This window comes from Flavobacterium tagetis, from assembly GCF_016735615.1.
Taxonomy (GTDB): Bacteria; Bacteroidota; Bacteroidia; order Flavobacteriales; family Flavobacteriaceae; genus Flavobacterium; species Flavobacterium tagetis.
Map to the genome: position 1 here is coordinate 194,482 of NZ_JAERSF010000006.1, position 23,493 is coordinate 217,974.

The 23,493-nt window shown below is 34.9% G+C and carries 13 protein-coding genes; 10 read left to right on the plus strand and 3 right to left on the minus strand.

Annotated elements, in window-relative coordinates:
• The first annotated feature begins 47 nt into the window (after window positions 1–47).
• The 6 genes from JI750_RS21850 (at window position 48) to JI750_RS21875 (ending at window position 9,362) form a co-directional block, all read left to right on the plus strand.
• Window positions 48–602: an HNH endonuclease gene (locus tag JI750_RS21850; RefSeq protein WP_202006525.1), complete on the plus strand. Its 555-nt coding sequence runs from the start codon at window positions 48–50 to the stop codon at window positions 600–602.
• A gap of 46 nt (window positions 603–648) precedes the next feature.
• On the plus strand, window positions 649–2,712 hold the full coding sequence (locus tag JI750_RS21855) for an eCIS core domain-containing protein (RefSeq protein WP_202006526.1): 2,064 nt from the start codon (window positions 649–651) through the stop codon (window positions 2,710–2,712).
• Between the two features lie 148 nt (window positions 2,713–2,860).
• Window positions 2,861–3,319, plus strand: a complete 459-nt coding sequence (locus JI750_RS21860) for an RNA methyltransferase (protein WP_095930138.1) — start codon at window positions 2,861–2,863, stop codon at window positions 3,317–3,319.
• Window positions 3,320–3,344: 25 nt separating this feature from the next.
• Window positions 3,345–3,560 carry a hypothetical protein gene (locus JI750_RS21865; RefSeq protein WP_202006527.1) on the plus strand — a complete coding sequence of 72 codons (216 nt, stop codon included), beginning with the start codon at window positions 3,345–3,347 and terminating at the stop codon, window positions 3,558–3,560.
• Window positions 3,561–3,953: 393 nt separating this feature from the next.
• Entirely contained in the window at window positions 3,954–7,346 is a 3,393-nt protein-coding gene (locus tag JI750_RS21870; RefSeq protein WP_202006528.1) for a SusC/RagA family TonB-linked outer membrane protein, read from the plus strand.
• A gap of 12 nt (window positions 7,347–7,358) precedes the next feature.
• Complete coding sequence (locus JI750_RS21875; RefSeq protein WP_202006529.1) at window positions 7,359–9,362, plus strand: RagB/SusD family nutrient uptake outer membrane protein; 2,004 nt, start codon at window positions 7,359–7,361, stop codon at window positions 9,360–9,362.
• 194 nt (window positions 9,363–9,556) lie between these two features.
• Here the strand turns inward: JI750_RS21875 and JI750_RS21880 are convergent, their stop codons facing one another.
• Both JI750_RS21880 and JI750_RS21885 read right to left on the minus strand, forming a co-directional pair.
• Window positions 9,557–11,521 (minus strand): RagB/SusD family nutrient uptake outer membrane protein, encoded by a 1,965-nt coding sequence (locus JI750_RS21880; protein ID WP_202006530.1) that lies wholly within the window; start codon window positions 11,519–11,521, stop codon window positions 9,557–9,559.
• Window positions 11,522–11,532: 11 nt separating this feature from the next.
• Window positions 11,533–14,619 carry a SusC/RagA family TonB-linked outer membrane protein gene (locus tag JI750_RS21885; protein WP_202006531.1) on the minus strand — a complete coding sequence of 1,029 codons (3,087 nt, stop codon included), beginning with the start codon at window positions 14,617–14,619 and terminating at the stop codon, window positions 11,533–11,535.
• Window positions 14,620–15,515: 896 nt separating this feature from the next.
• Between JI750_RS21885 and JI750_RS21890 the strand changes: the two genes are divergently transcribed.
• A complete protein-coding gene (locus JI750_RS21890) occupies window positions 15,516–16,802 on the plus strand; it encodes a beta-helix domain-containing protein (RefSeq protein WP_202006532.1) in 1,287 nt (428 codons plus the stop codon).
• A gap of 150 nt (window positions 16,803–16,952) precedes the next feature.
• Here the strand turns inward: JI750_RS21890 and JI750_RS21895 are convergent, their stop codons facing one another.
• Complete coding sequence (locus tag JI750_RS21895; RefSeq protein ID WP_202006533.1) at window positions 16,953–17,609, minus strand: outer membrane beta-barrel protein; 657 nt, start codon at window positions 17,607–17,609, stop codon at window positions 16,953–16,955.
• Window positions 17,610–17,995: 386 nt separating this feature from the next.
• Here JI750_RS21895 and JI750_RS21900 point away from each other — a divergent pair, with 386 nt between their 5' ends.
• From JI750_RS21900 to hepC (JI750_RS21910), 3 genes are all read left to right on the plus strand, one after another.
• Window positions 17,996–19,195, plus strand: coding sequence for a glycoside hydrolase family 88 protein (locus JI750_RS21900; RefSeq protein WP_202006534.1), 1,200 nt, complete (start codon window positions 17,996–17,998; stop codon window positions 19,193–19,195).
• An 11-nt stretch (window positions 19,196–19,206) separates the two neighbouring features.
• Entirely contained in the window at window positions 19,207–21,189 is a 1,983-nt protein-coding gene (gene hepC, locus JI750_RS21905) for a heparin-sulfate lyase HepC (protein WP_202006535.1), read from the plus strand.
• A 158-nt stretch (window positions 21,190–21,347) separates the two neighbouring features.
• The gene (hepC, locus tag JI750_RS21910) at window positions 21,348–23,324 is read left to right on the plus strand and encodes a heparin-sulfate lyase HepC (RefSeq protein WP_202006536.1); all 1,977 of its coding nucleotides are present in this window, start codon (window positions 21,348–21,350) and stop codon (window positions 23,322–23,324) included.
• The last annotated feature ends 169 nt before the right edge of the window (window positions 23,325–23,493 follow it).

Here is a 23,493-nt window from a genome sequence, read left to right on the forward strand (position 1 = left end):
AGATCTCCTAGTTTACCTCATCGCAATTTTAATAAATAGAAAACATTATGAATCGCTATAGTAAAGTTCCAAAAGAAAATGATTATAAAGGAGCAGCAAACAGTCTTACTTCTAATAGAAATACTATTGGAAATACTTTTCAGCTGGTCGATAATCGTGTTTCGTCTTCAACTTTAACCAATAGCAATATTTCAACTACACAATTAAAATCTCATCAAGCTATTGCCAATTACAATTCTAATGTTGTTCAGTTAACGAAATTTAACAAAGAGCAACGAGCAAGAAAGCTAGCAGCGAATAAAAAGAAAAATGACGGCTATCATACCTGCAATCACTGTGGTTTTCAGCATTCACTAGTGCATTATGCGACATTCCAAAACAGACGAATGGGCGACGGACAGTTTCACATTGATCATATACAGCCTGCTTCAAGGGGTGGACGAAATAATATGAGAAATGGCAGAGTGCTTTGTGGAACTTGCAACACCTCTCGAGGAAACAGAGCACATGTTGGTGCAACTGGTTTTAAAAAATATCATGCACTGCATAGAAAAAAAGCTGCAAAAAATTATATGCGTAGACCAAGTAAGAAAAGAAGATAAAGTATTTAAATCTAGAAATAACTAATAGTACTTAAAATTAGTTTTTATGGAATATTCAACTGATAAAACCAAAACTCAAACTGCCGCGAATAGTTCTGGCGAAAAAGTTATTCAAAACAAGGCAAGAGAGCTTCAGGACAATCGTCCCGTTTCCATTTTACAAAGAAAAGTCAATAAAACTGGTTTGCCAGACAATCTAAAATCAGGCATAGAAAATCTATCTGGTCATTCTATGGATGATGTTAAAGTGCATTATAACTCCAATAAACCTGCACAACTTAATGCTCATGCTTATGCACAGGGAACTGATATACATCTTGCATCAGGACAGGAAAAACATTTACCTCACGAAGCTTGGCATGTGGTACAGCAAAAACAAGGACGAGTAAAGCCTACCCTGCAGATGAAAGGCAAAGTGAATGCAAATGATGATAAAGGTTTGGAAAATGAGGCTGATGTTATGGGGACGAAAGCTATTCAGTTTGTAAATTACAATTCTCCAAATCATGTTAAACATCATAATTTTTTAAACTCACAAACGGTTCATCAACGCGTTAGTATTAAACTAGACAACGGGACCTATTATCCAAATACTCATGAAACTGGAGAAACTGTAGAAAGCGACGATTTGACACTTGAACAGCGCACAAAAGCAAGTAATGATTTGCAAAAAAGTGCTGATTTAATTAGTCAGATGCAAGAAGGTTGGACACATCTCACACAAAATATAGACCCTATCATCGATCCGCTTTTATTAGCGGCAGATATTACTGATGAAGCTACAAAAATTAGCGCTAGACAATTGTATCAAGCGTCACAAAATACTGGACATGGACTAACTGCCTTGATTGAAGCTCAAAGAGAGTGGCAAGATTTTTTACATTACAGTGGCATACCGATGCAAGATATACTTACTGTACACCGCAGTTTTGGTTTTGAATACGAATTTGCAACATGGGAACTTGTAAATCCGAAAGCCACAGATGTTGCTTCACATACAGAAGTAGGGAAATCTACTTCTTTAAGCCCGCTATTTAATACCCCTTTTATATTGGAAACTGATGCTCAAAAGGAGTTGGAATTAGTCGCTCCTCCTCTTTTAGCAGGACACATAAATGGCGGCATAAATAAAGCCTTCATATCGCAGGTTCACACTTTGTTTGTTCAGGCTTTGTCAACATTTAGAACAACTCATTCGACGACAAATACAGTTGTAGAAAATTTACCATTCAATGACTATATTGGTACGGGTTGGAGCTGGGAGGGACCTGCAAAAAAAATTAGAGTTACAAGAGCAAGAAATAAATGGGCAACGAAAGTAAATCAAATAGGTTATCAATTAAACATTGTTCTTAAACCTAAAGAAATAGCAGAACGATTTCAGACAAATGCTTCTGGTGCAGATACCTATCATGAAAAGGTTTATAACAATATTCTTAAACGTTTTCATGATAGTGTCGTATACCAAGACTTAAAACCTCCGCTAACTCAAATAGATACTGCATTATTGTTATTGTCCAAAGGTATTTCTAATGCTATAGCCATTCCAACATTGAGTTTAGTAGCAAAAACAAGAAAGCCTTGGGTTAGCGGTGATTTACATTCTCACGTCAAAGATTTACATGGTATCTGGGTCAAAGATAATGTACCTAATATTACCTTTGCGGCAGTGAAAGGAAATCCTCAAGCTCAAAATGATTTAAAAAACATTATATTATCTGCAAAAGATATGATAGTAAGGGACATTTCAACAAACATACCTTCGTATAACCCTCCAAAAGAAGTTAAAAGTGAAACTGAGGGAATTAAAGATATGAGAAAAGCTCATTCTGAACTAGACACTGCTGTAAAAGGTGGTGGCGGTACTACTACTCTTAAAAAAGCTGCTGAAACAGAAGCTATTGCCTGTCTGACCAAAGTTTTAGAACGTCTAGAAAACCCTGACAAAGCGCCAACCATTAATGCAAAAACAGATTTCCTTGCCGAAAAATTTGGTACAGGAGATGGTGTCCGTAAAGATACATACGCCAATATACCAGCTTCTCACAATAATACTTTACACTTAGCCGAATTAAGAACAAATACAGCAACTGATGATTTTTTAAAATAGTCATTTTAACTAATTGTAAGGGCTCAATAATATATAATCCATTCAATATCAACAATTAAAATTTAACAAAGCATTATTATCAATAAAGAATATCCTATCATTTTATAAAGTATTGATTTATCTACCTACAGTTCGTACTTTTGCCCTCATGAGTGATAATTTTACAAATGAATACTTTGGTATAGGAATACAAAATGGTAAAACGCCTGAAAATTTAGGGGTTTTGTGGAGGTCGGCTCAGAACTTAGGCGCTACTTTTATATTTACCATCGGAAATCGATATGCCAAACAAGCCTGCGATACGCACGATGCAGTAAAAGCGATTCCATATTTCCATTACGATACTTTTGAAGCTTTTTTTGAAAATTTACCAAAAGGAGCAAGATTAGTTGGTGTTGAATTATCTGAAAAAGCTTCTGATCTCGAAACCTTCGAACACCCAAGACGCTGTGTTTACATATTGGGTGCAGAAGATCATGGTTTATCTAAAAAAGTAATGGAAAAATGCCATCATTTAGTAAAATTTAAATCAGAAAAAAGTTTGAATGTAGCTGTGGCGGGAACTATTGTTATGTATGATAGAAATTTGTCTAAACCGCGATCTTAAAATAAGTTATAAGAACAGATTAGGGATGAACATAATAGAAGACATTCTTTTGCCATTAGCCATAATTATAGTCGGTTTGTCTTATTCAAAATGGCTGTACAAAATAAACAATGGCTTTTTTAGAAAGAATGTTGATTTGTTTTCCAATTCAAAAGATTTGCAAGGATGGTTTGGTGCACTAGTTCTTATTGCTACAGGTTTGATATTTCTGCTGAAAGGAATTTTTAATCATACATTCTAAAATCATTACGAGAAAATTTTTATTGCCCAACATAACAAATAAAATATTTGTATCAACATCTTTTGAGAATAACATCCCGCATCTAAACTTCTTCCAATTTTTATAATAAATTGATTTACAATTACAAATCCTTCTTTCAAATTCACCCTCTTCGCTAAAAACGTCTAATTACCATTTTTTTAATACTTTTTTTACAGAAAATATTTTTTATTGCTTTTAAAACCATTAAAATATATTTTCAGGACTTTATTGCACCCAAAAATGTATTTTATTTCTTCTTCTAAAAACCATTATTAGTCAATTTTGCACACGAAATTATTCAAGATTTTTCATTGAAACGATCCGAAGGTAATTTCCAAAACTAACTATTCAATAACCAAATTACCAACCAAAATGGCAAATTTTAGCAGGATTAAAATGGGGCCTAATGGTGTGTCTGGATCTAATCTGAAAACAAAATTGATGGCATACTGTCTTTTGTTTTCTTTATTTCAACTCCACGGATACGCCCTTAGCTCGAAAGGTGCGACGCTATCGCAAAATGTACAACAACAAAAAACCATCACTGGACAAGTCAATGATGAAAATGGTATGCCGCTCCCAGGTGTGACGATTTTAGAGAAAGGAAGTAAAAATGCTGCCTTAACAGATTTTGACGGGAAATTTTCTTTAAAAGTAGAAAATGAAAATGCTGTATTAGTATTCTCTTTTATGGGTTATACCAATACTGAGGTTTCCGTAAAAGGAAAAACTACCGTAAATGTAAAAATGCAAAGAGCAACAGCTTCGTTAGAAGAAGTTGTGGTTGTAGGATACGGTAAAATGAAGAAAAAGGATTTAACAGGGGCAATTGCTCAGGTTTCTCCTGATAGATTAGTAAACCAAAACCCGCAGACTGTTCAAGATATCTTAAGAGGTACTCCTGGTGTACGAGTTGGTTATGATCCTTCTGCAAAAGGAGGCGGAAAAATACAAATTCGTGGACAGACTTCTGTATATACTGCAAGTACAAATAAGGATGAAAAAAGTGGCCCTCACAATGCACCACTTATTATTCTTGACGGAATGCAGTTTTATGGTGAACTATCAGAAATCAATCCTGATGATATTGCCCAGCTTGATATCTTAAAAGATGCTTCTGCTTCATCTGTTTACGGATCGAGAGCCGCGGCAGGGGTTATTCTTATCTCAACCAAAAAAGGTAAAACAGGAAAACCTATGGTTAGTTTTAGTACAAACACAACCATTAGCAATAAAAGTGCCTATCGTAGTGTGTATTCTCCAGAGGGATATTTAAAATATCGCGAAGATTGGGAAACTGCTCAAACCTATGGTGTTAACCCTGCTACAGGGCAATATGAAGCATTTATATCAGGAACAGTGGCAAATGGCAGACCTGGCTATTTTTCAAATCCAAATGATTTAGCTAAATGGGGTATTACAGAAGCGCAATGGCTAGCGTATCAGCCTGCTGCTCAAACAACAGGAAAAAGCAGTAAAGAAGTATGGGGAAATCGTTTAGGATTGAATTTCGATCCTTCATTAATGGCAAATTTTCTAGCGAATAAAACACATGATTGGAGTGATAGTTCGTTTAGAACAGGAATTAATCATGACAATAATTTAAGTATTTCTGGAGCAAGCGATAGAGTAAATTATTATATGTCTTTTGGCTATTTAACTTCAGAAGGAGCTATTGTTGGAAATGATTATAAATCTGCTCGTTCTAACATGAAAGTTGATGCAAAAGTTACAGATTGGCTTGACCTTGGACTAAACGTTAATTTCCAAGATCGATCAGATGGAGATGTTACGCCTTCTCTGGACACTCGTTCTGGCTTCAATAATATGATGAGAACTAGTCCGTTTGGAACTTTTATAGATGCAAATGGCAACTACGAGAGACAGCCAATGGGGAAAAATGTTTCTGGACAAAATTATAACTATTACTACGAGCGTCAATTTATTGATAAAGAGACTGGATATACCACATTGAATACTATTTTTAATGCTAAAGTAAGTCTGCCAGCAGGTATTACTTACACATTTAATATTGCACCTCGTTACCAATTTTTTCATGACCGTTATTTCAGATCTACACAGAACCCAAACTGGCCTGCAGCTACTACAGGGGTAAACAGAAATAATTCGACAAGATTTGATTATAACTTGAATAACACCATAACATGGGACTATACAATTGCTCAAAAACACCACATTATTGCCACTTTTGTTCAGGAAGCTGAGGAGCGCCGTTATTGGTCAGATGAGATAGATGCTTATAATATTCAGCCTTCAGATGCTTTAGGATTTCACTACATAAATACGGCAACAATGGCAAATAGTGCTATTAGATCAAATGATACGCATGAAACGGCAGATGCTTTGATGGCTAGACTTTTCTATTCGTTTGATAACCGTTATATGCTTACAGCAACTATACGCCGTGACGGATATTCGGCATTTGGAGCTTCAAACCCTTATGCAGTTTTCCCATCTTTTGGAGTTGCATGGAACTTTAAAAATGAAAAATGGTTTAACTGGGAAGCGATGAGTACAGGTAAATTACGTTTGTCTTGGGGACAAAATGGAAACAGAACGCTTGTAGATCCGTACGTCTCTTTGGCAAACTTAGTAAATACCGGAACAATGGGATATCTGGACGCTTCAGGAAAAGCGCTTGAAATAAAATATCTATCTCTTGATCGTATGGCAAATCCAAATTTGGAATGGGAAAAAACAACGTCTACAAACATTGGTCTTGATTTAGGTTTCTTACGTGATCGCATTACTGCTACTATAGATGCCTACAGATCATCTACTAATGATATGATTATGAGCCAATCTTTGCCTGGCTTTACAGGGTTTTCAACAATTGCCACTAACCTTGGAGAAGTGCAGAATCAAGGTGTTGAATTAAGCCTTAGCACTTTAAACATGCAAAAACCAAATTTTGAATGGCGCACTTCATTCGGAATCTCATATAACGAGAATAAAATTGTGTCGTTGTATGGCAATATGGTAGATATTAAAGATGAAAGCGGTAATGTTATAGGGAAAAAAGAGGGAGATGATTCTGCTAATGGATGGTTTATAGGAAGACCGATCACACAAATCTGGGATTATAATGTAACTGGAATTTGGCAGAAAGACGAATGGAAAGAGGCTCAAAAATACGGACAGCGCCCTGGAGATCCAAAAGTGGCTAACAGCTATACAGCAGATGACGTAGATGCAGTAGATGCAGATGGCAACCCTTATAAAAAAGCGGTTTATAATGAAAAAGATAAGCAGTTTTTAGGAAATTCAAATCCACCTGTTCAATGGATGTTACGCAATGATTTCAAGATTTATAAAAATTGGGATTTGGGCATCAGCATGTATTCTAATATGGGAGGCAAATCTCTTGACTCAAACTATATGAACACTTTCAACGATTCTAGTTTATATAAATTCAATTTCAATCCATATCTGAATCCATATTGGACACTTGACAACCCTACAAATGAATGGGCGCGTCTTGATGCTAAAGGCCCTGCAGGAACTCCAGTTGCGCCAGGAAGATTATATGACCGTAGTTTTATTCGTCTAGACAATATTTCGTTAGCTTATACACTTCCTAGAGATCTTATGGATAAAGTGCATATTAAAAGTATTAAAATCTATGCTTCAGTTCAGAACGTTGCAACATGGGCCGCATCTAAAGAATGGAAATATTATGGAGATCCAGAAACGGGCGGACTGGCGACAAGACAGTTTAATTTAGGTTTTAATTTCCAACTTTAAAATTATTCAACAATGAAAAAATATATAAAAAACAGCATTTCAAGACTAGTGCCTTTTGTACTATTGGCAGCACTTTCTAGTTCTTGTTCGAAAGATTTTCTCGAAGCAGATCCGCTTTCGTTTTACGAGCCAGAAACCACATTTTCTACAGAGTCCGGATTGCAGGCAACTTTAGCACTTTGCGATAAACAGCTAAGAAATAATTATATTCACTACGGTTATTCTGGGGTTAGTGTGCCAATTGGTACAGAATATCTTTTCTCTGACATGGCGCAATATGGAAAAACCGATACAGGCAGCAATATTGCCGATTATGCTAATACAATTGTACCTACTACAGATTATAGAAGAGATGCAGGTGGTGAACATTTATATCTTGGTTTTCTTTGGACTGAAGCTTATACAGGAATTAAGAATGCTAATACTGTATTAACCTATATTGACAGAGTGACGACTTTAACAGAAGATGTTAAACGTAAATATATCGGGCAGGCTTATTTTCATAGAGCATACCGTTATCTTAACTTAGTATATCAATTTGGAGACATTCCTTTGATTACTAAAATTTTAGAAGTTCCAAAGCAGAGCTATTATTCTACTAAAAAAGAAGCCATCATAGAAATGATTACAGCAGATATGGAGAAAGCTGTAGAATGGGTTCCAGAGCAAGCAAAAATTGGATATGTTGGAATGATTAGTAAAGGTGCTTGCCGTCAGTTATTGATTAAATGTTACTTAGCCTCTGGCAGATTTGCTGATGCTGAAGCGCAAGCTAATATTTTGATCAATCAATCTGGCTATGCATTAGTGCAAAATACTTTGGGAATTTTTGATCCAGGAGGAAACCCAACAGCATGGCCTATTACAAGAAATGTAATTTGGGATTTGCACAGACCTGAGAATAAAGTAATTGCTGCAAACACTGAGGCTATCTTGATAGCGCCAAATGGAGGAGCGCAATCATTCTTAGCATTTTCTTCAATGAGAATTTTTGGTCCAAACTGGAATGATGCCAACTTAATTACTCCTGACGGAAAAACAGCAGCGCCTCGTTTTCCATCAAATGATAAAACAAATTATAATGCAAAATATGATTATCAAAGAGCAATTGGTCGTGGTATTGGTACAATCAGTGGTTCTTATTATTCACAGCATCCTATGTGGGTTGTAAATGGCGTTGAGGATAAAGTAGATCTTAGACATAACAGTACTGTTGGCAACTGGGTAAACATGGAGAATTTGAAATATGCTCCTGGAGCTGGAGGAAGCGCAACATGGGCAGGACAAAATTTTAGAATGAAAGATGCATCTGGAAAATTGTTAGCACAAGATTCTATTCGTGATTGGTATGATTTTCCACATTATAAAATATTTTATCATGATGTTGTAGCAGAAGCAAATCCAGCTGCAAATGATTTTCAAGGTGCTACTGCGGGAGCAAGCGCGCATATGTACATTTATCGTTTAGCTGAAACTTATTTGTTGCGCGCTGAAGCACGTTTTTATCAAGGCAATGTTTCTGGAGCAGCTCAAGATGTGAATGTAGTGAGAACAAGAGCAAAAGCTTCACAAATGTATACTACAGTAACTATTGGTGATATTTGTGCCGAAAGAGGAAGAGAACTTTATATGGAAGAATGGCGAAATGTAGAGTTAAAACGTATCTCGCACTGTCTGGCTCTAAGCGGAAAAGCAGACGAGTGGGGAAATACTTATAATAAAGATACTTGGGATAAACAATCAGGGAAAGATGCTACTGGCGGAAGCTACTGGTGGCAACGTATTGTTCATTACACTCTTTACAATAAATATCCGGCAGGTATTGCTATTAAACCAGGTGTAAAGTTTTATTCTATGGATAAGCGTAATAATTATTGGCCAATTCCATATAGACTTGCTATCGAACCAAATATCAAAGGTCAGTTAAGCCAAAACTTTGGATATGATGGTTATGACGCAGGAGTAAAAGTTTGGGACAAATGGCAAGATGCTGTTGATGATGAAAGCAAAATTTAAATTTTCATTTAAATACATCTGAATAACAAAAAAACGAGTTAAATATACTTTAACTCGTTTTTTTTTATTCTTAAATAAAATCGTTCAATCAAATCTGTTTGTCGCTAATTGAAAGTAAGCTCATAAAAAAATTAAAAAAGCGGAAGAAAAACTTCCGCTCTTTTTTCAACTAACTTAAACTAAACTTAAAGAGATTAATACCCCGGATTCTGATAGGCTGCTTTTTCTTCTGCCGTCATTTGCATACCATCAAGCTGACTTGTTGGTATAGGACGTAGATAATTCTCAGGCGTAATTGTTCTTGTAAAGACTTTAACACTGTGGTCTTTCCAATCATTTGGATTAGTGGCTCCTGCAATTGAAAACGAATTTCCATACTCAGTCCATTTTTGCGTTCGCACTAGATCATACCATCTGTAACCTTCTCCAAAATATTCTCTGGAACGTTCAGCCAAAATATAATCAATATCTATAACTAAAGGAGTAGCTGCCGTCATTGCTGCACTGTTGTCCTGTGTTTTTACTTTGTTTCCATTATTATCAAAAGTCCATTTTCCAGCACGAGCACGAATCACATTAATTAAATCTCGCGCTGTTTTTCCTCCTTGCACAGATGCTCCTTTAACAGCAGCTTCAGCAGCAACAAAATATAGTTCTGAAAATTTTGCTATTGGAAAAGGACGCGTACTACTTCCGTTAGGAGATCCTAAACCTGTTCCGTTATCTGTACGGTAAGGGCCTAATTTCCAGTTCCCAGGATAACATATTCTTGAAATTACCCTTGGCTCAATTACAAAATCTGCTCTTCCTGGTAAAACTCCTGCACCAATTGAACTGTTAAACACCGAGTTAGAATAATCAATTCCTGGAGTATCATCATTTAAAAACGTTAGAACTGCGTCTCCGTTTGCTATTGGAAGATAATTAGCATTATATAATACTGGAGAGCTAATTCCTGCTTTTGCCCAGTTTCCGCGATAAACTGTGGTAAAGGTACCATCATAACGCGAATCATTTGTTTTATCGGCAAATGTCTTTTTAAATACTTCTATAGGTGGTGCTAACATAGTCCAAGGTCTTCCCAAATGCTGTTCTGCCTCACGTTGCACAGAACTTACAGATGCCCAGTTGCTGCTGCTTGAAGAGCTTCTTACCCCTGTATAGTTAAACTGACCAAACCATCCGGCAAAATAATCGGTGCTAAAGCCTCCACCGCTATAGCTAAGATCACCACCGTTGTAAAGAGAACTTGTCTCTGTGTGATCAGCATATAAGAGCATTTCTTTATTACGGTCATTTTTACCTACGCTTACTTCATAAAAAGAAGGAAGCAATCCAAAAGGACCTGGATTATTAATTGCTTCTACGGCAACATCATAAGCTTGCTGATAATACCAAGCCGCGTCATGTCCGTCTAAATCTTTACGGTCGCTTAACGGGTAAGTTGGTATATTATTTGGGTTTTCAAGCCACCATGCAAATGTCAGGTAGGCTTTTGCAAGGTAAAAACGTGCTGCCGTTTTAGTAAGACCTCCTGTTACACGACCCGAAACAGGTAAATCCTCAACTGCCTTTTTTAAATCTGGAAATATCGCTTTACTGTAGACTTCTGGAACTGTGTTACGTACAGAAGTTCTTACTGTAGAAGAATTAAATCTCAATTCTCCTGCCCCTAAGTCCAAAGGCACACCACCAAAAGTCTGTACTAATAAAAAATAATCAAAAGCTCTAAAAAATCTTGCTTCGGCAATAAGTGCTGGAGAGATAGTTCCTATTTTGGAAGCATTCTCAATTACTCCGCTTGCTGTATTGATATTTGGAAAAGTATTTCCCCAAACAATACCTGTATTACTGGTTTGAGCATTAATAACACCAACTCCAGAAAAATCAAGATTTTTAACATTTCCATCTGAATTCTGCCCCCAAGTTGACTCATCAGTTGCAATCTGTCCAGTATTTAAAAAATAACCACTTCCGTACATGTATCTTAAATGTCCATACATAGAAGTTATTCCTCCCATTACACCTTCCTGAGTAGAAAAATAGTCTGGCGTAAAAATAGCCCTCGGGTTCTCTTCTAAAATATTATCGGAACATCCTGCCAGAAAAATTGAAGCAAGTGCCGTTATAATGCTTTTTTTTACTTTAATATGTTTCATTTTCTGTCTGTTTAAAAAATTATATTAAGTCCCAAAATCAGGTTGCGCGACTGAGGCGTATTGTACCCCACAGTTAATAGACGGCTTAAATTTCCTGAATAGGCAACAGCCATATTTGATGCGTCATTTGCATAAGAGTTTGTCTCAGGATCCAGTCCGGATACTTTGTGATATGGAGAATAAATTACCCATGGATTCTGAATTGTGCAGTAAAGTTTTAGTTTTTCCATACCTGCGCTTTTAATCCATTGTTTATTCAAACTGTATCCAAGAGTAATAGTTTTTAACTTCACAAATGAACCATCAAAATAGCCAGAAGTCGAGCCATACTTAGGATTATTACTTTCTGTGGGACCTCCTGGTTTCGGAAATTGAGCATCTGTATTCTCTGGCGTCCAGTAATCCACATCAATTTGTCCACGTCGACCATCATTAATATTTAAATATCCATTAGAACCATAAAGTATACTATTTAAAATACCTCCACTTTGAAAAAGACCAACAACGCTTATATCAAAATTTTTATAGGCTACTCTAGTGTTAAAACCACCTTGAAAATCAGGATCAGCATTTAAAACCTGTCTGTCTTCTGCCCCAATCAATCTTGTTGGAGTTCCATCAGCATTATAATCTCCAGTATAAGCAACTCTTATCATACCAGCTTGGCCCGCAGGACCTTCATATTGTTTTGCTTCAGCATCAGTTTGCCATATTCCTACTTTTTTGTAATCATATATAACATTAAGAGGCTTTCCAACAAACCACCAGTTATTCTGATCTTCTGTCATGCCTGAAGCAAGAGATACTAATTTGTTTTTGTTACTGTAAATGTTAACGCCTGCATCCCAAGTCCATCCATTATAATTATCCAGAATTACACCATTAAGGCTAAGTTCCCAACCTTTGTTCTGGGTTGATCCCACGTTTCCAACATATGAACTAACTCCTGAAGTTACAGGAAGATTAACACTCAATAGAAGATCTTTTGTATCTGTAGTGTAATATTCAGCTGTTCCTGATAATCTGTTATTAAAAAGCGAAAAATCCAATCCGACATTAGTCGTTATAGAATACTCCCATCCTAAATTAGGATTTGGAAGAGTTGAAACGTAATATCCTGTTGCATTGTTTGCTCCAAAATTATAAGGTCTTGTACTTAAATATCCTAACGTTGCATAAGGAGCAACTGACTGATTAGAGGTCTGTCCATATCCTCCTCTAAGTTTTAATGAATTTACCCACTTCACATTTTTCATGAAAGACTCTTTACTAATATTCCATCCTGCTGAAAATGCTGGATAAGTATGCCACTGATTAGAAGGTGCAAGACGAGATGATGCATCCGAACGTACTGTCGCGCTTATCATGTAACGATCAGCATAAGAATACATTACACGCCCCATATAAGAAATTAAACCGCTTTGAGTATAAGTTTGATTTCCGTTATTTATTGTAATATCATCATTATCACCTGTAGAAGTTTGTCCTAAATTAAAATACTGGAAACTATCTCCCGCGATATTTCTTCTTGAAATTAACGAACTATTATAGGTATCCTGTGCTGATGAATACATAGCTAAAGCATTAATTTTATGCTTCTCAGCAAATGTTCGATCGTATGTAAGCAATGATTCGACGGTCCAGCTTGTAGATTGCGAATTTCCAATTGAAGCCACATTTGGGTTATCTGGATTTGCATTAAAAACTCCAATACCAGTATAAGTGCCTGAATTACTTGTTCTATAGTTGCCTCCTAAATTCACACGAGCTTTTAATCCCTCAACTGCAGGTATCTTAAGTTCGCCATAGATCGAATTATAAGAACCAAAAGCCTTATTTGTATCTGCCCATTTATCGCCAAGATTTCTCATGCTTTCTCTTGTATACACCCAGTTTTCGTCCTGAGGCATTTTTACTGTTCTTTTTAGCGATCCGTCTTCATTATAAGGATTTGCAATAGGAGACATACTTAAAACCCCATACATTCCCAAACTAGCACCATCAGTTATGCTGTAATTATTATTCGAAGAAAATCCTATTTTAAAAATGCCAATTTCTTGATCTAAAGCTGCACGAATAGAATATCTATTATACTCAGATCCTGGAATGACCGCTTGATCTTTATAATAATTAACTCCGACATTATAATTTCCATTTTCTGTTCCTCCAGTAACTGCGATATCGTGATTGGTCACGATTCCTGTTCTATAAAACAGATCTTGCCAGTCGGTATTTACATCATCAGCTTCATCAATTCCGTTTACAAGATTCTTTCCTGCCAGTTTACGAAATTCAACATATTTTGGCCCCTCCATCATTGGATACTTTACAGCAGTCTTATATCCAGTGTAAGTATTATAAGCAATTGACGTTCGCTGTCCTTTACTTCCTCTGTTACTCGTTACCAAAATAACTCCATTTGCACCTCGAGACCCATAAATTGCTGTCGCTGATGCATCTTTTAAAATATCTACACTTTTGATATCTTCTGGACTGATATCTGCTAACGTACCTGAAAACGGAATACCGTCAAGCACTACCAAAGGATCATTACCCGCAGTTAATGAGCGAGTTCCACGAATACGAATTTGCATAGCAGCACCTGGTTTAGTAGAAGTCTGTGTAATCTGTACACCTGGAAGACGCCCCTGCATAGACTGAGTAATATTAGCAGAAGGAACCTCTCTTATTTCGCTTCCCTTAATTGAAGCAACAGATCCTGTCACAGCCTCTTTACGCTGGGCTCCATAGCCAATCACTACTACTTCTTTTAAATTATTAGAATCTTCCTCTAGCTTTACATTAATCTTTTTCTGTCCGTTTACCCCTATTTCACGGCTTGTAAAACCTAAAAAACTGAAAACAAGTACTCCATTAGAAGGCACGTCAATAGAATAAGTACCGTCGAAACCGGTACTAACACCAGTCTTTGTCCCTTTTACATTTACATTAGCTCCAGGTATTGGTCCCTTATCATCTGAGACTGTCCCGGTGACTATTGTTTGTGCATTCGACTGAATCGAAAAGACAAACATTATGATCAAAAAACCAAAGCAATTGAGAAGCTTTGATTGACTTGTAACAAAAAAGTTAGTCATAAAAATTGATTTAAAATTAAAATATGGTTTATGGTTTAGTTAGCGTATTAAAAACTATACTACCAACAGGGTAAATAGTTTTTGAAACAAATATATATCTTTTTTACAAAAAACAATCGGTTGTGTAATTATTTTTTTAATTATTACTCAAAAAAATACAATAAAAAAACATTATACATATTTTTAGTTTGAATTATTTAGAAATAAATCAATATACAGCTGCATAATCTTTTATAAAACGAATAAATATTATCTTAGAATTAAAGAAAAAATAAAAAGCATAAATTAAAGAAGAAGATATAAAGCCAATATTTAAAGAAAAAAACTGAAAAAGCTATATATAAACTACAATAACCTTAATTTTATTTAAAAAATTTTAAAAAACAGAACTTCACTGGCAATTACAAAAACAATCGGTTGCCTTTTATAAACATTTTAGAATATTTCTATATTATCAAGATTTAGAACTTATCAGGAAATCGAAATTTGAATAAAACAAAGCAACATTTTTAAATCATAAATATCCATGAAAACAGGTATTGCATCTGGTGTGTTACAATTGTAAATTTGTTTTATAATCTAAAGACTTACTAATGATAGCAAGACATTCAGTTCACATATAAAACAGAATTATTGTTTAAAGCACACAAGTGCAAGTAAAAAGAAGAAAGAAAAATGCCTACTATGTTAAACTTCGCTTCAACAAATGTTAAATATTAAGTAAACTCCCGTAAACTCTAATCATTTTGCTTATTTTTGTAATAGGTGTTTCAGGAAACGGACTTTAAAATTTCTTATAGTTGCTGATAATTTTTTTTTCAGATGCTATTAAAAAACTCTAAATTTCTTTTCCAAAACCTACAAGAAAATATGTAATACCAAATAGCCCCAAGACTATGAAAAAAATTACTCTAATGATCTGTCTGCTGTTTGCCGCAAGCGTAAACGCACAACAAGAAAAAGGAATTATCGGATATGCAAACTGGCTAGACAACTGGACAGAATTCAAACCGCAAAAATCTGATTCTAAAGAAGCAAACCAAATACTTGCCGGAAATATTACCGAGAACACTAAACTGATGAAAAAGAATGTATACATCCTACAAGGAAATGTATATGTTACTAATAATGCTGTTCTTACGATTGATCCAGGTACGGTAATCATTGGAGATGCTGCAAGCAAAGGAACTCTTATTATTTCTAAAGGATCCAAAATTATGGCTGAAGGTCAAGAAACCGATCCTATTATATTTACTTCAAATGCTAGCATGAAAAAAGCTGGTGACTGGGGAGGTTTAGTAATTCTTGGCGATGCACCTATCAACAAATTTGGTGGTGCAGGCTCATACAATATGGATCTTGATCCTAGTCTTACTGTATACGGAGGAAACAATGTTGCAAGTAGTTCGGGAGTTTTAAAATTTGTGAGAATTGAATTTGCAGGTCGAAAAGTAAAAGGAGCAGATAGTTTTAACGGACTTACTGTTGCAGGAGCTGGAAACAAAACCGTGTTAGAAAATATTATGGTGAGCTACTCTGGTGGCGACTCTTTCGCCTTTTATGGTGGAGATGTTAATGCTTCTCAATTGGTTTCGTATAAATCAATTAACGACGATTTTAAAATCACTCAAGGAGCACAATGCCGTTTATTCAATTCATTAGCAGTGAGATCTTCATACTTATCAAGTAACAAAGATGGTTCAAGATGCCTTGAAGTAAAAGCTTATGAAAAGAAAAGTGAAACAGACTTTACTAGAAAATCTACTTTTGTTTCAGCTTCTAATCTTACCATGCTAAATGATAGCGAAAATATTAAAGCCGATATACAATCAGGTTTAGTAAAAGAAGCAATTTATGTGGCTGATAATGCCTCTTTAGAACTAAAAAGAAGTGTTGTTTCAGGCTTTAACCCAGCGGTTTTATTAGATAGCCAGACTGCAATAAATGCTGACAACTTAAAGAAAATCAAATTTGAAGAAATGTTTTTTAACCAATGCAGTGGAAACATTTTTACAGAAAACAACAAAGATAATTCTGATTTAGAAAACTGGTACGGTAACAGCATTTTCTCGAATGTATATTCACAAACCGACAATAAAGAAACTTTTGTGGATATCTACAATGCAAGAAGACCTGACTACAGATTACAGCTAGGAAAAATTACAGCATCTAGCGGAAAGTAATTTTCTAAAAAATATCATAAACAAAAAAGGAAACATCTCAAAAGACTGTTTCCTTTTTTTGTCCCTTTTTATTCCTAAGAGCAATACATTACTTAAAAAAAACCTGAGAAATATCTCTCAGGCCTTTTTAAACTATTTACGTCACAATTACTATTTGCTGAAATCGTAACTAAGCGAAGCTCCGAGGCCAAATTGAAATGTTGATGCATAATCAGTAACTGCCACTGGTCCCCAATAGTAATCCCAATAATAATCATATCCAACAGCTGCTGACATAGACTGAAGATAAGCATGAAGATTAATTGACAAAGGCGAATTGGTCTTTACTTTTACACCGCCTTTAATTTCCCATGCAAAATAAGTTCCGCTGCCACTTTTTGGCGTTTCAAGAATAGCAACTCCTAAACCAGCACCAAGAAACGGAAGCGCCTTTTGAGAGCTTGATCCGAAATAATACGTATAATCTGCTAATATGTAATTAATAGCACCTTTATCGTCTCCAGCATTAACTTGAGTTCCAGGAGGAATAGGATTGCCATTATTAGGTATGGTACCCTTTGTATATAACGGCATACTTGTGTCTAGTCTATTGTATTTTAATTCTACAGAAGCATTATCCATTATAAAATATTCCAAACCAAGACCGTACTCAAAACCATCTTCTACTTTTCCGTAAGAAGAATCAAAATCTACCCTATCAGAAAAGGTATACCCTCCGTACAAATTAAGCAAAAATGATTGAGCACTTTGTGCCGACATCGCCAGCGAAAAGAAAAAAACAGCAACTAATAAATGATACTTTTTCATAATTTCTAATTTTAATTTACAATAAATGATTTTGTTTTGCATGGTGGCTACAGTTGGGTATTTTTTTAATGTAGCGCTTGTTAGGTTTATGATCAGTTTAATTGTATCAAAGTTATCTCACAAAAACATTTTATAACAAAAAAAAAAGATCAATGATGTTGCAAATTATAAAATGAAACCATTTTTTTAACAGTCCATTTAGATTAATCTTGAATGCTCTTTAGGAACGTCTTATAACTATATCACGAGATTCAGCGCTTATAATAACACATTTAGACAAATTCAAAACATTTATAGTAAAAACTGAAACAGGGTTTTCGTAGCCCATTTTAATTTCGCTTTAAAGATATTCAGCCAAATCCGAATATTGATAAACCGATTAAACTATGAAAAGAACCTTCAACTTATTTCTCGCACTTACATTTACTGCATTAAACGCTATAGCCAAGACTAAAGATGATCCTTCTCCTCTTTGGTTCAAAAAAACAACAGAGATAATACACTTTCAATTAAACAAAGCCGCTCAAACTTATGTGCCTGGAAAAAATCCAAGATCTGTTAATCCAGACGGAACAGTTCGTCTTGCAGGAATAACCGATTGGACAACAGGATTCTTTCCAGGAAGTTTATGGTACGGATATGAACTTACAGGCGATAAAACAATGGGTGAAGAAGCTAGGAAATTTACACTTGCCTTAGATTCTATCAGAAATATTAAAAATACTCACGACGTTGGTTTTATGCTGTTTTGTTCTTACGGAAATGCCTATAGAATTACAGGAGACAAAACATATCTTCCAGCATTAGCAGATGGCGCAGCAAATCTTTATGCTCGTTTTAGTCCGACTGTAGGAACCATCCGTTCTTGGGATTTCCCTTGGTTGCATTATCCTGTAATTATAGACAATATGATGAATTTGGAGTATTTATATTGGAGTGCCGATCAGTTTGACAAACCTGAATATGCTAAAGCAGCCAATACACATGCTTCAACTACTATGAAAAATCATTTTAGGAAAGATTACAGCTCATATCATTTAGTAGATTATGACCCAAAAACAGGCAAGGTTTTGCATAAAGGCACTCATCAGGGTGTTACGCATGAATCTTCATGGGCGCGCGGACAAGCTTGGGGCCTATATGGCTATACAATGTGTTATGCAAATAGTAAAAATCCAAAATTTTTAACTCAGGCAGAAAATATTGCATCTTTTATTATGAATCATCCGCGAATGCCAAAAGACAAAGTTCCTGTTTGGGATTTTGATGTCCATAATGCTTTAGATACGGCAGAACTAGCGCCAAGAGATGCATCTGCTGCAGCTGTTATTGCTTCTGCTCTTTTAGATTTAAGTACTCAGGTGAAAGACGGAAAAAAATATGTTGATTATGCAGAAGAAATTCTTAAATCATTATCATCAGATGCTTATTTGGCAAAACAAGGTGAAAATCATTTCTTTCTGCTAAAACATAGTGTAGGAGCTTTTCTGTATAACTCAGAGATTGATACACCTCTTGATTATGCCGATTATTATTTCCTTGAAGCATTAAAAAGATATGCTGAGATAAAAAAACTTGAAATCTAAATTAGATCAAAATGAGTCTTTCTGCAAAAACTTTCGTCTTTCTCTTTGTTTTACTATTAATGCAAAAAACTATTGCACAAGAAGTCCAGATAACCAAATCTAGTTTTAATACTATAAATCTTGATTATAAAGGACTTGAAAAAGTAAAAAAACTAGTTTCTTTATCGAAATATGAAGAAGCTGCAAACCAGCTATTAAATTATTATCGAAATCGCACTGATGTTCGGCATCTAAATTTTAATGAGAGTGATTTAGAAAAATTAAAAGGAAAAAAGGTTAATAACAATACCTTAGAACTTGCCAATAATATTCTGATACACAAATTTAAACCTCATAAAGGCTATCCAACATATGATTACGGACAAGACATTAATTGGCAATATCGTCCTGTACAAGATCAATTACTGTCTACCTTTTTACATAGAACTGCTTTTTGGGAATCATTAGGTATAGTTTACAATAGCTCTGGAGATGAAAAATATGCAAAAGAGTGGGTTTTCGAAACACGCGATTGGATTAAAAAGAACAAGCAAGGAACATATCCTGACGAAAAAGATTTTGCTTGGAAAGCTTTTGTTGTTTCTTTTAGGCTTAATCATTGGTCTTCATATTTCAATATGTTCTTAAATTCGCCAAACTTTACTCCTGCTTTTTTAATGGAATTTTTAAATTCTTATAATGAGCAAGCAGAATATGCATCTATAAATTATACAGATCTTGGAAATCATAGATTGTATGAAGCTCTTCATATGATGTATGCAGGAAGTTTTTTTCCTGAAATGAAGAAGGCCGCTGCTTGGCGCAAAAGCGGAATTACTGTTTTAAATGAAGAAATTCAAAAACAGCTATTGCCTGATGGGGTTCAATTTGAACTTTCTCCCTCCTATCATATCGGAACTATTAAAATATTTTTAGATGCTTTGCAGATTGCTCAATTAAACGGAATGGAAAATGAATTTCCAGAAAGCTATAATAATCTAGTCGAAAAAATGGTGCTTGCAGTTGGCAAATATTCATTTCCAGATTATACTTTTCCCTTATATGGAAATTCTTTCATAACAAATAAAAGCGCTATGTTAAAGAACTATCAGATTTGGGAAAAAGTTTTTCCAAAAAATGAGACTATCAAATATTATGCGTCAAACTTTAAATCAGGGAAGAAACCAGAATATTTATCAAGCAGTCTCCCAAATGCAGGTTTTTACGCTTTTAGAAATGGTTGGGATACCACCGCAACTGTAATGCAGATTAAAGCTGGACCTCCAGCTGAGTTTCATTCTCATCCTGACAATGGCAATTTTGTACTTTGGATAAAAGGCCGAAATTTCACACCAGATTCAGGCAGTTTTGTTTATGCAAATGTGGGTAATCAAGAAAATCCTAAAAGAGATTGGTACCGTTCTACTAAAGCGCATCAAACTTTAACACTTGATAATCAAAACATAACAAACGATGCTAAACTATTAGAATGGCAACCTGATGGAAACACTCAGATTTTGTCTTATAGCAATCCAAGTTATAAAGATTTAAACCATGAAAGAACTTTTCTTTTTATCGACAACACTTTCTTTCTCATTATTGATCGAGCAATAGGAGCTGCAACAGGCAATTTAGGAATTCATTTTAATCTTAAGGAAGACAGCAAAGCTTCAAGTAATTCTTCAGACAATACCATTACAACTCATTATCAAGATGGGAATAATCTGTTGATACAAGTCCCTAATAAAGAAAGAATTGCTTTAAAAGAAGAATCTAGCTTTGTTTCGTACGAATATCAAAAAGAAACACCAAGACCAGCTTTTGCTTTTGAAAAAACCAAAAACAATCAACAGTCACAAGGTTTTGTTACCCTATTACTTCCATTTGATGGGCAAAGAGCTCCAATAGTAAAAATTATAGAAAATCCAGAGCATAATATTTCTCAAGGAAAAATTGATCTAAATATTAATATCAATGGAAAAGAAAGGCACATAAAAAAAGACCTTGTCCATTAGACTTAATTAAAAGAAGAAATCAACCAAAACTATAGTTTTATTTGAGCTTTCACTAAAATTTAAAACAATACAAAGCTATCTTTGGTATGATAATATCATCCAGATAGCTTTTTAATTATAACCACAAAATTATCTAACTCAATTAATTAAAAACCTAAATGAAGAATTTTAAAAAAAATACCGTTTTATTGTTTTTCCTTTTGGCATCGTTCTTTAGCCATGCACAGGAAACTCCAATAAAGAAAGAAAGTTTTGCAATAATAAACCTGAATTATAAAGGCTTAGAAAAAGTGAACAGCCTTTTTAACTCAGCCAAATACGATGAAGCAGCACGAGAGCTTCTGACTTATTATCGCAATAGAAAAACCATAAAACATCCTGATTTTAATACAGGGGACGAAAATAGATTTCGCGGAAAAGAAATTGGCAAGGCAAATCAGGAAAAAGCAGATAATGCTTTAGTCCATAAATTTCAGCCTCAAAAAGGTTATGGATTTTATGATTATGGAAAAGACATTAATTGGGAATATTGGCCTGTAAAAGACAATGAAGTGCGCTGGCAATTGCACAGAGTTACGTGGTGGCTACCAATGGGAATGGCTTATCGCAGTTCTGGAGACGAAAAATATGCTAAAGAATGGATTTTCCAGTTTCGCGATTGGGAGAAAAAGAATTATCTGGGAAGCTCTAGAGAAAATGATTCTTTTGCATGGCGTCCTTTAGAAGTATCAGATCGCGTGCAAAGTCTGCCTCCTACATTCAATTTATTTGTAAATTCTCCGAACTTCACTCCTGCTTTTTTAATGGAATTTTTAAATTCTTATAATAAACAAGCCGCTTATATTCCGGAACATTACAGTAAAGAAGGCAATCATTTGCTGTTTGAAGCACAACGTATTTTGGGAGCTGGAGCATTTTTTCCTGAACTTAAGCAAGCTGATTCATGGCGCAAAAGCGGTATCGAAATCCTGAATCGCGAAATTAAGCTTCAAGTATTTCCTGACGGTGTTCAATGGGAACTTTCTCCTATTTATCATGTTGCCTGCATTGATATTTTCTTGAAAGCTTATAATTCAGCTAAAATGGCTGGTGTAGCAAAAGAGTTTCCCGATACGTATGCACAGACTATAGAAAAAATGATTTTGGCATCTATAAGCATGATGTTTCCTAATTACAACTATCCAATGTTTGGCGATTCGTGGCTGGCCGATAAAGAAGGCAGAATAAAGCAGTTTAAAAACTGGTCTAAAGTGTTTCCTGAAAATGCACAAATCAAATATTTTGCAACTGACGGCGCGGAAGGAAAACTGCCAGATTATCTTTCAAATGCGTTACCAAACGGCGGATTTTACACTTTTAGAAATGGTTGGAATAATCAGTCAACGATAATGATTCTAAAAGCTGGACCGCCTGCAGAATTTCACGCCCAACCTGACAATGGAACTTTTGAACTTTGGATTAAAGGTCGAAATTTTACGCCCGATTCAGGCTGTTATATTTACAGCGGTGATGAAGAAGTAACAAAAAAAAGAAACTGGTTTCGTCAAACCAAAGTCCACAGCACTTTGACATTAGACGATCAAAATATGGTGATCACCAAAGCAACACAAAACAATTGGGCAACAAGTAAAAATTTAGATGTTTTAACGTATACCAATCCAAGTTATACCGATTTAAATCATCAACGAAGTGTCTTGTTTATTGACAATAAATACTTTTTAATAATCGATAAAGCAATCGGAAAAGCAACTGGTAAATTAGGTGTTCATTTTCAATTAAAAGAAGACAGCAAACCCGTTTTTGACAAAGCAAACAACAAAGTATATACAACTTACGAAGATGGAAATAATCTTTTAATTCAATCTTTAAATGCAGATAAACTTGCTTTAAATGAAGAAACTGGAAAAGTTTCTTATGCTTACGCGAAAGAAGTAGCAAGACCAGCATTTGCTTTCGAAAAAGCTAAAAACGATGCAAAAACAGAATTATTTATTAGTATTGTTTATCCTTTTGCAGACAAAGCTCCAGATATTAAAATTCAACCGAATAAGGACAATGATTTCAATAAAGGAATTATTAGTTTGAACATTTTAATTGATGGCAAAAAAAGCGAAATTAAAACTCGTTTAAACTAAATATAAAAATCTTATTTCTCCAAAAAGCGCTTAAAATTAATTTTAAGCGCTTTTATATTTTAAAAATAATTCATTCTGTTGGAATACTTCGTTGGTAGAATTTGTAAAGATAATTTTACGTAACATTTTGCTTCATTTCGCTTAACTTATAATTTTTACGCAAACGATT

Coding starts and splice junctions, on each gene's coding strand:
- JI750_RS21850 (WP_202006525.1), top strand. CDS start 48: ATGAATCGCTATAGTAAAGTTCCAAAAGAAAATGATTATAAAGGAGCA.
- JI750_RS21855 (WP_202006526.1), top strand. CDS start 649: ATGGAATATTCAACTGATAAAACCAAAACTCAAACTGCCGCGAATAGT.
- JI750_RS21860 (WP_095930138.1), top strand. CDS start 2,861: ATGAGTGATAATTTTACAAATGAATACTTTGGTATAGGAATACAAAAT.
- JI750_RS21865 (WP_202006527.1), top strand. CDS start 3,345: ATGAACATAATAGAAGACATTCTTTTGCCATTAGCCATAATTATAGTC.
- JI750_RS21870 (WP_202006528.1), top strand. CDS start 3,954: ATGGCAAATTTTAGCAGGATTAAAATGGGGCCTAATGGTGTGTCTGGA.
- JI750_RS21875 (WP_202006529.1), top strand. CDS start 7,359: ATGAAAAAATATATAAAAAACAGCATTTCAAGACTAGTGCCTTTTGTA.
- JI750_RS21880 (WP_202006530.1), bottom strand. CDS start 11,521: ATGAAACATATTAAAGTAAAAAAAAGCATTATAACGGCACTTGCTTCA.
- JI750_RS21885 (WP_202006531.1), bottom strand. CDS start 14,619: ATGACTAACTTTTTTGTTACAAGTCAATCAAAGCTTCTCAATTGCTTT.
- JI750_RS21890 (WP_202006532.1), top strand. CDS start 15,516: ATGAAAAAAATTACTCTAATGATCTGTCTGCTGTTTGCCGCAAGCGTA.
- JI750_RS21895 (WP_202006533.1), bottom strand. CDS start 17,609: ATGAAAAAGTATCATTTATTAGTTGCTGTTTTTTTCTTTTCGCTGGCG.
- JI750_RS21900 (WP_202006534.1), top strand. CDS start 17,996: ATGAAAAGAACCTTCAACTTATTTCTCGCACTTACATTTACTGCATTA.
- hepC (WP_202006535.1), top strand. CDS start 19,207: ATGAGTCTTTCTGCAAAAACTTTCGTCTTTCTCTTTGTTTTACTATTA.
- hepC (WP_202006536.1), top strand. CDS start 21,348: ATGAAGAATTTTAAAAAAAATACCGTTTTATTGTTTTTCCTTTTGGCA.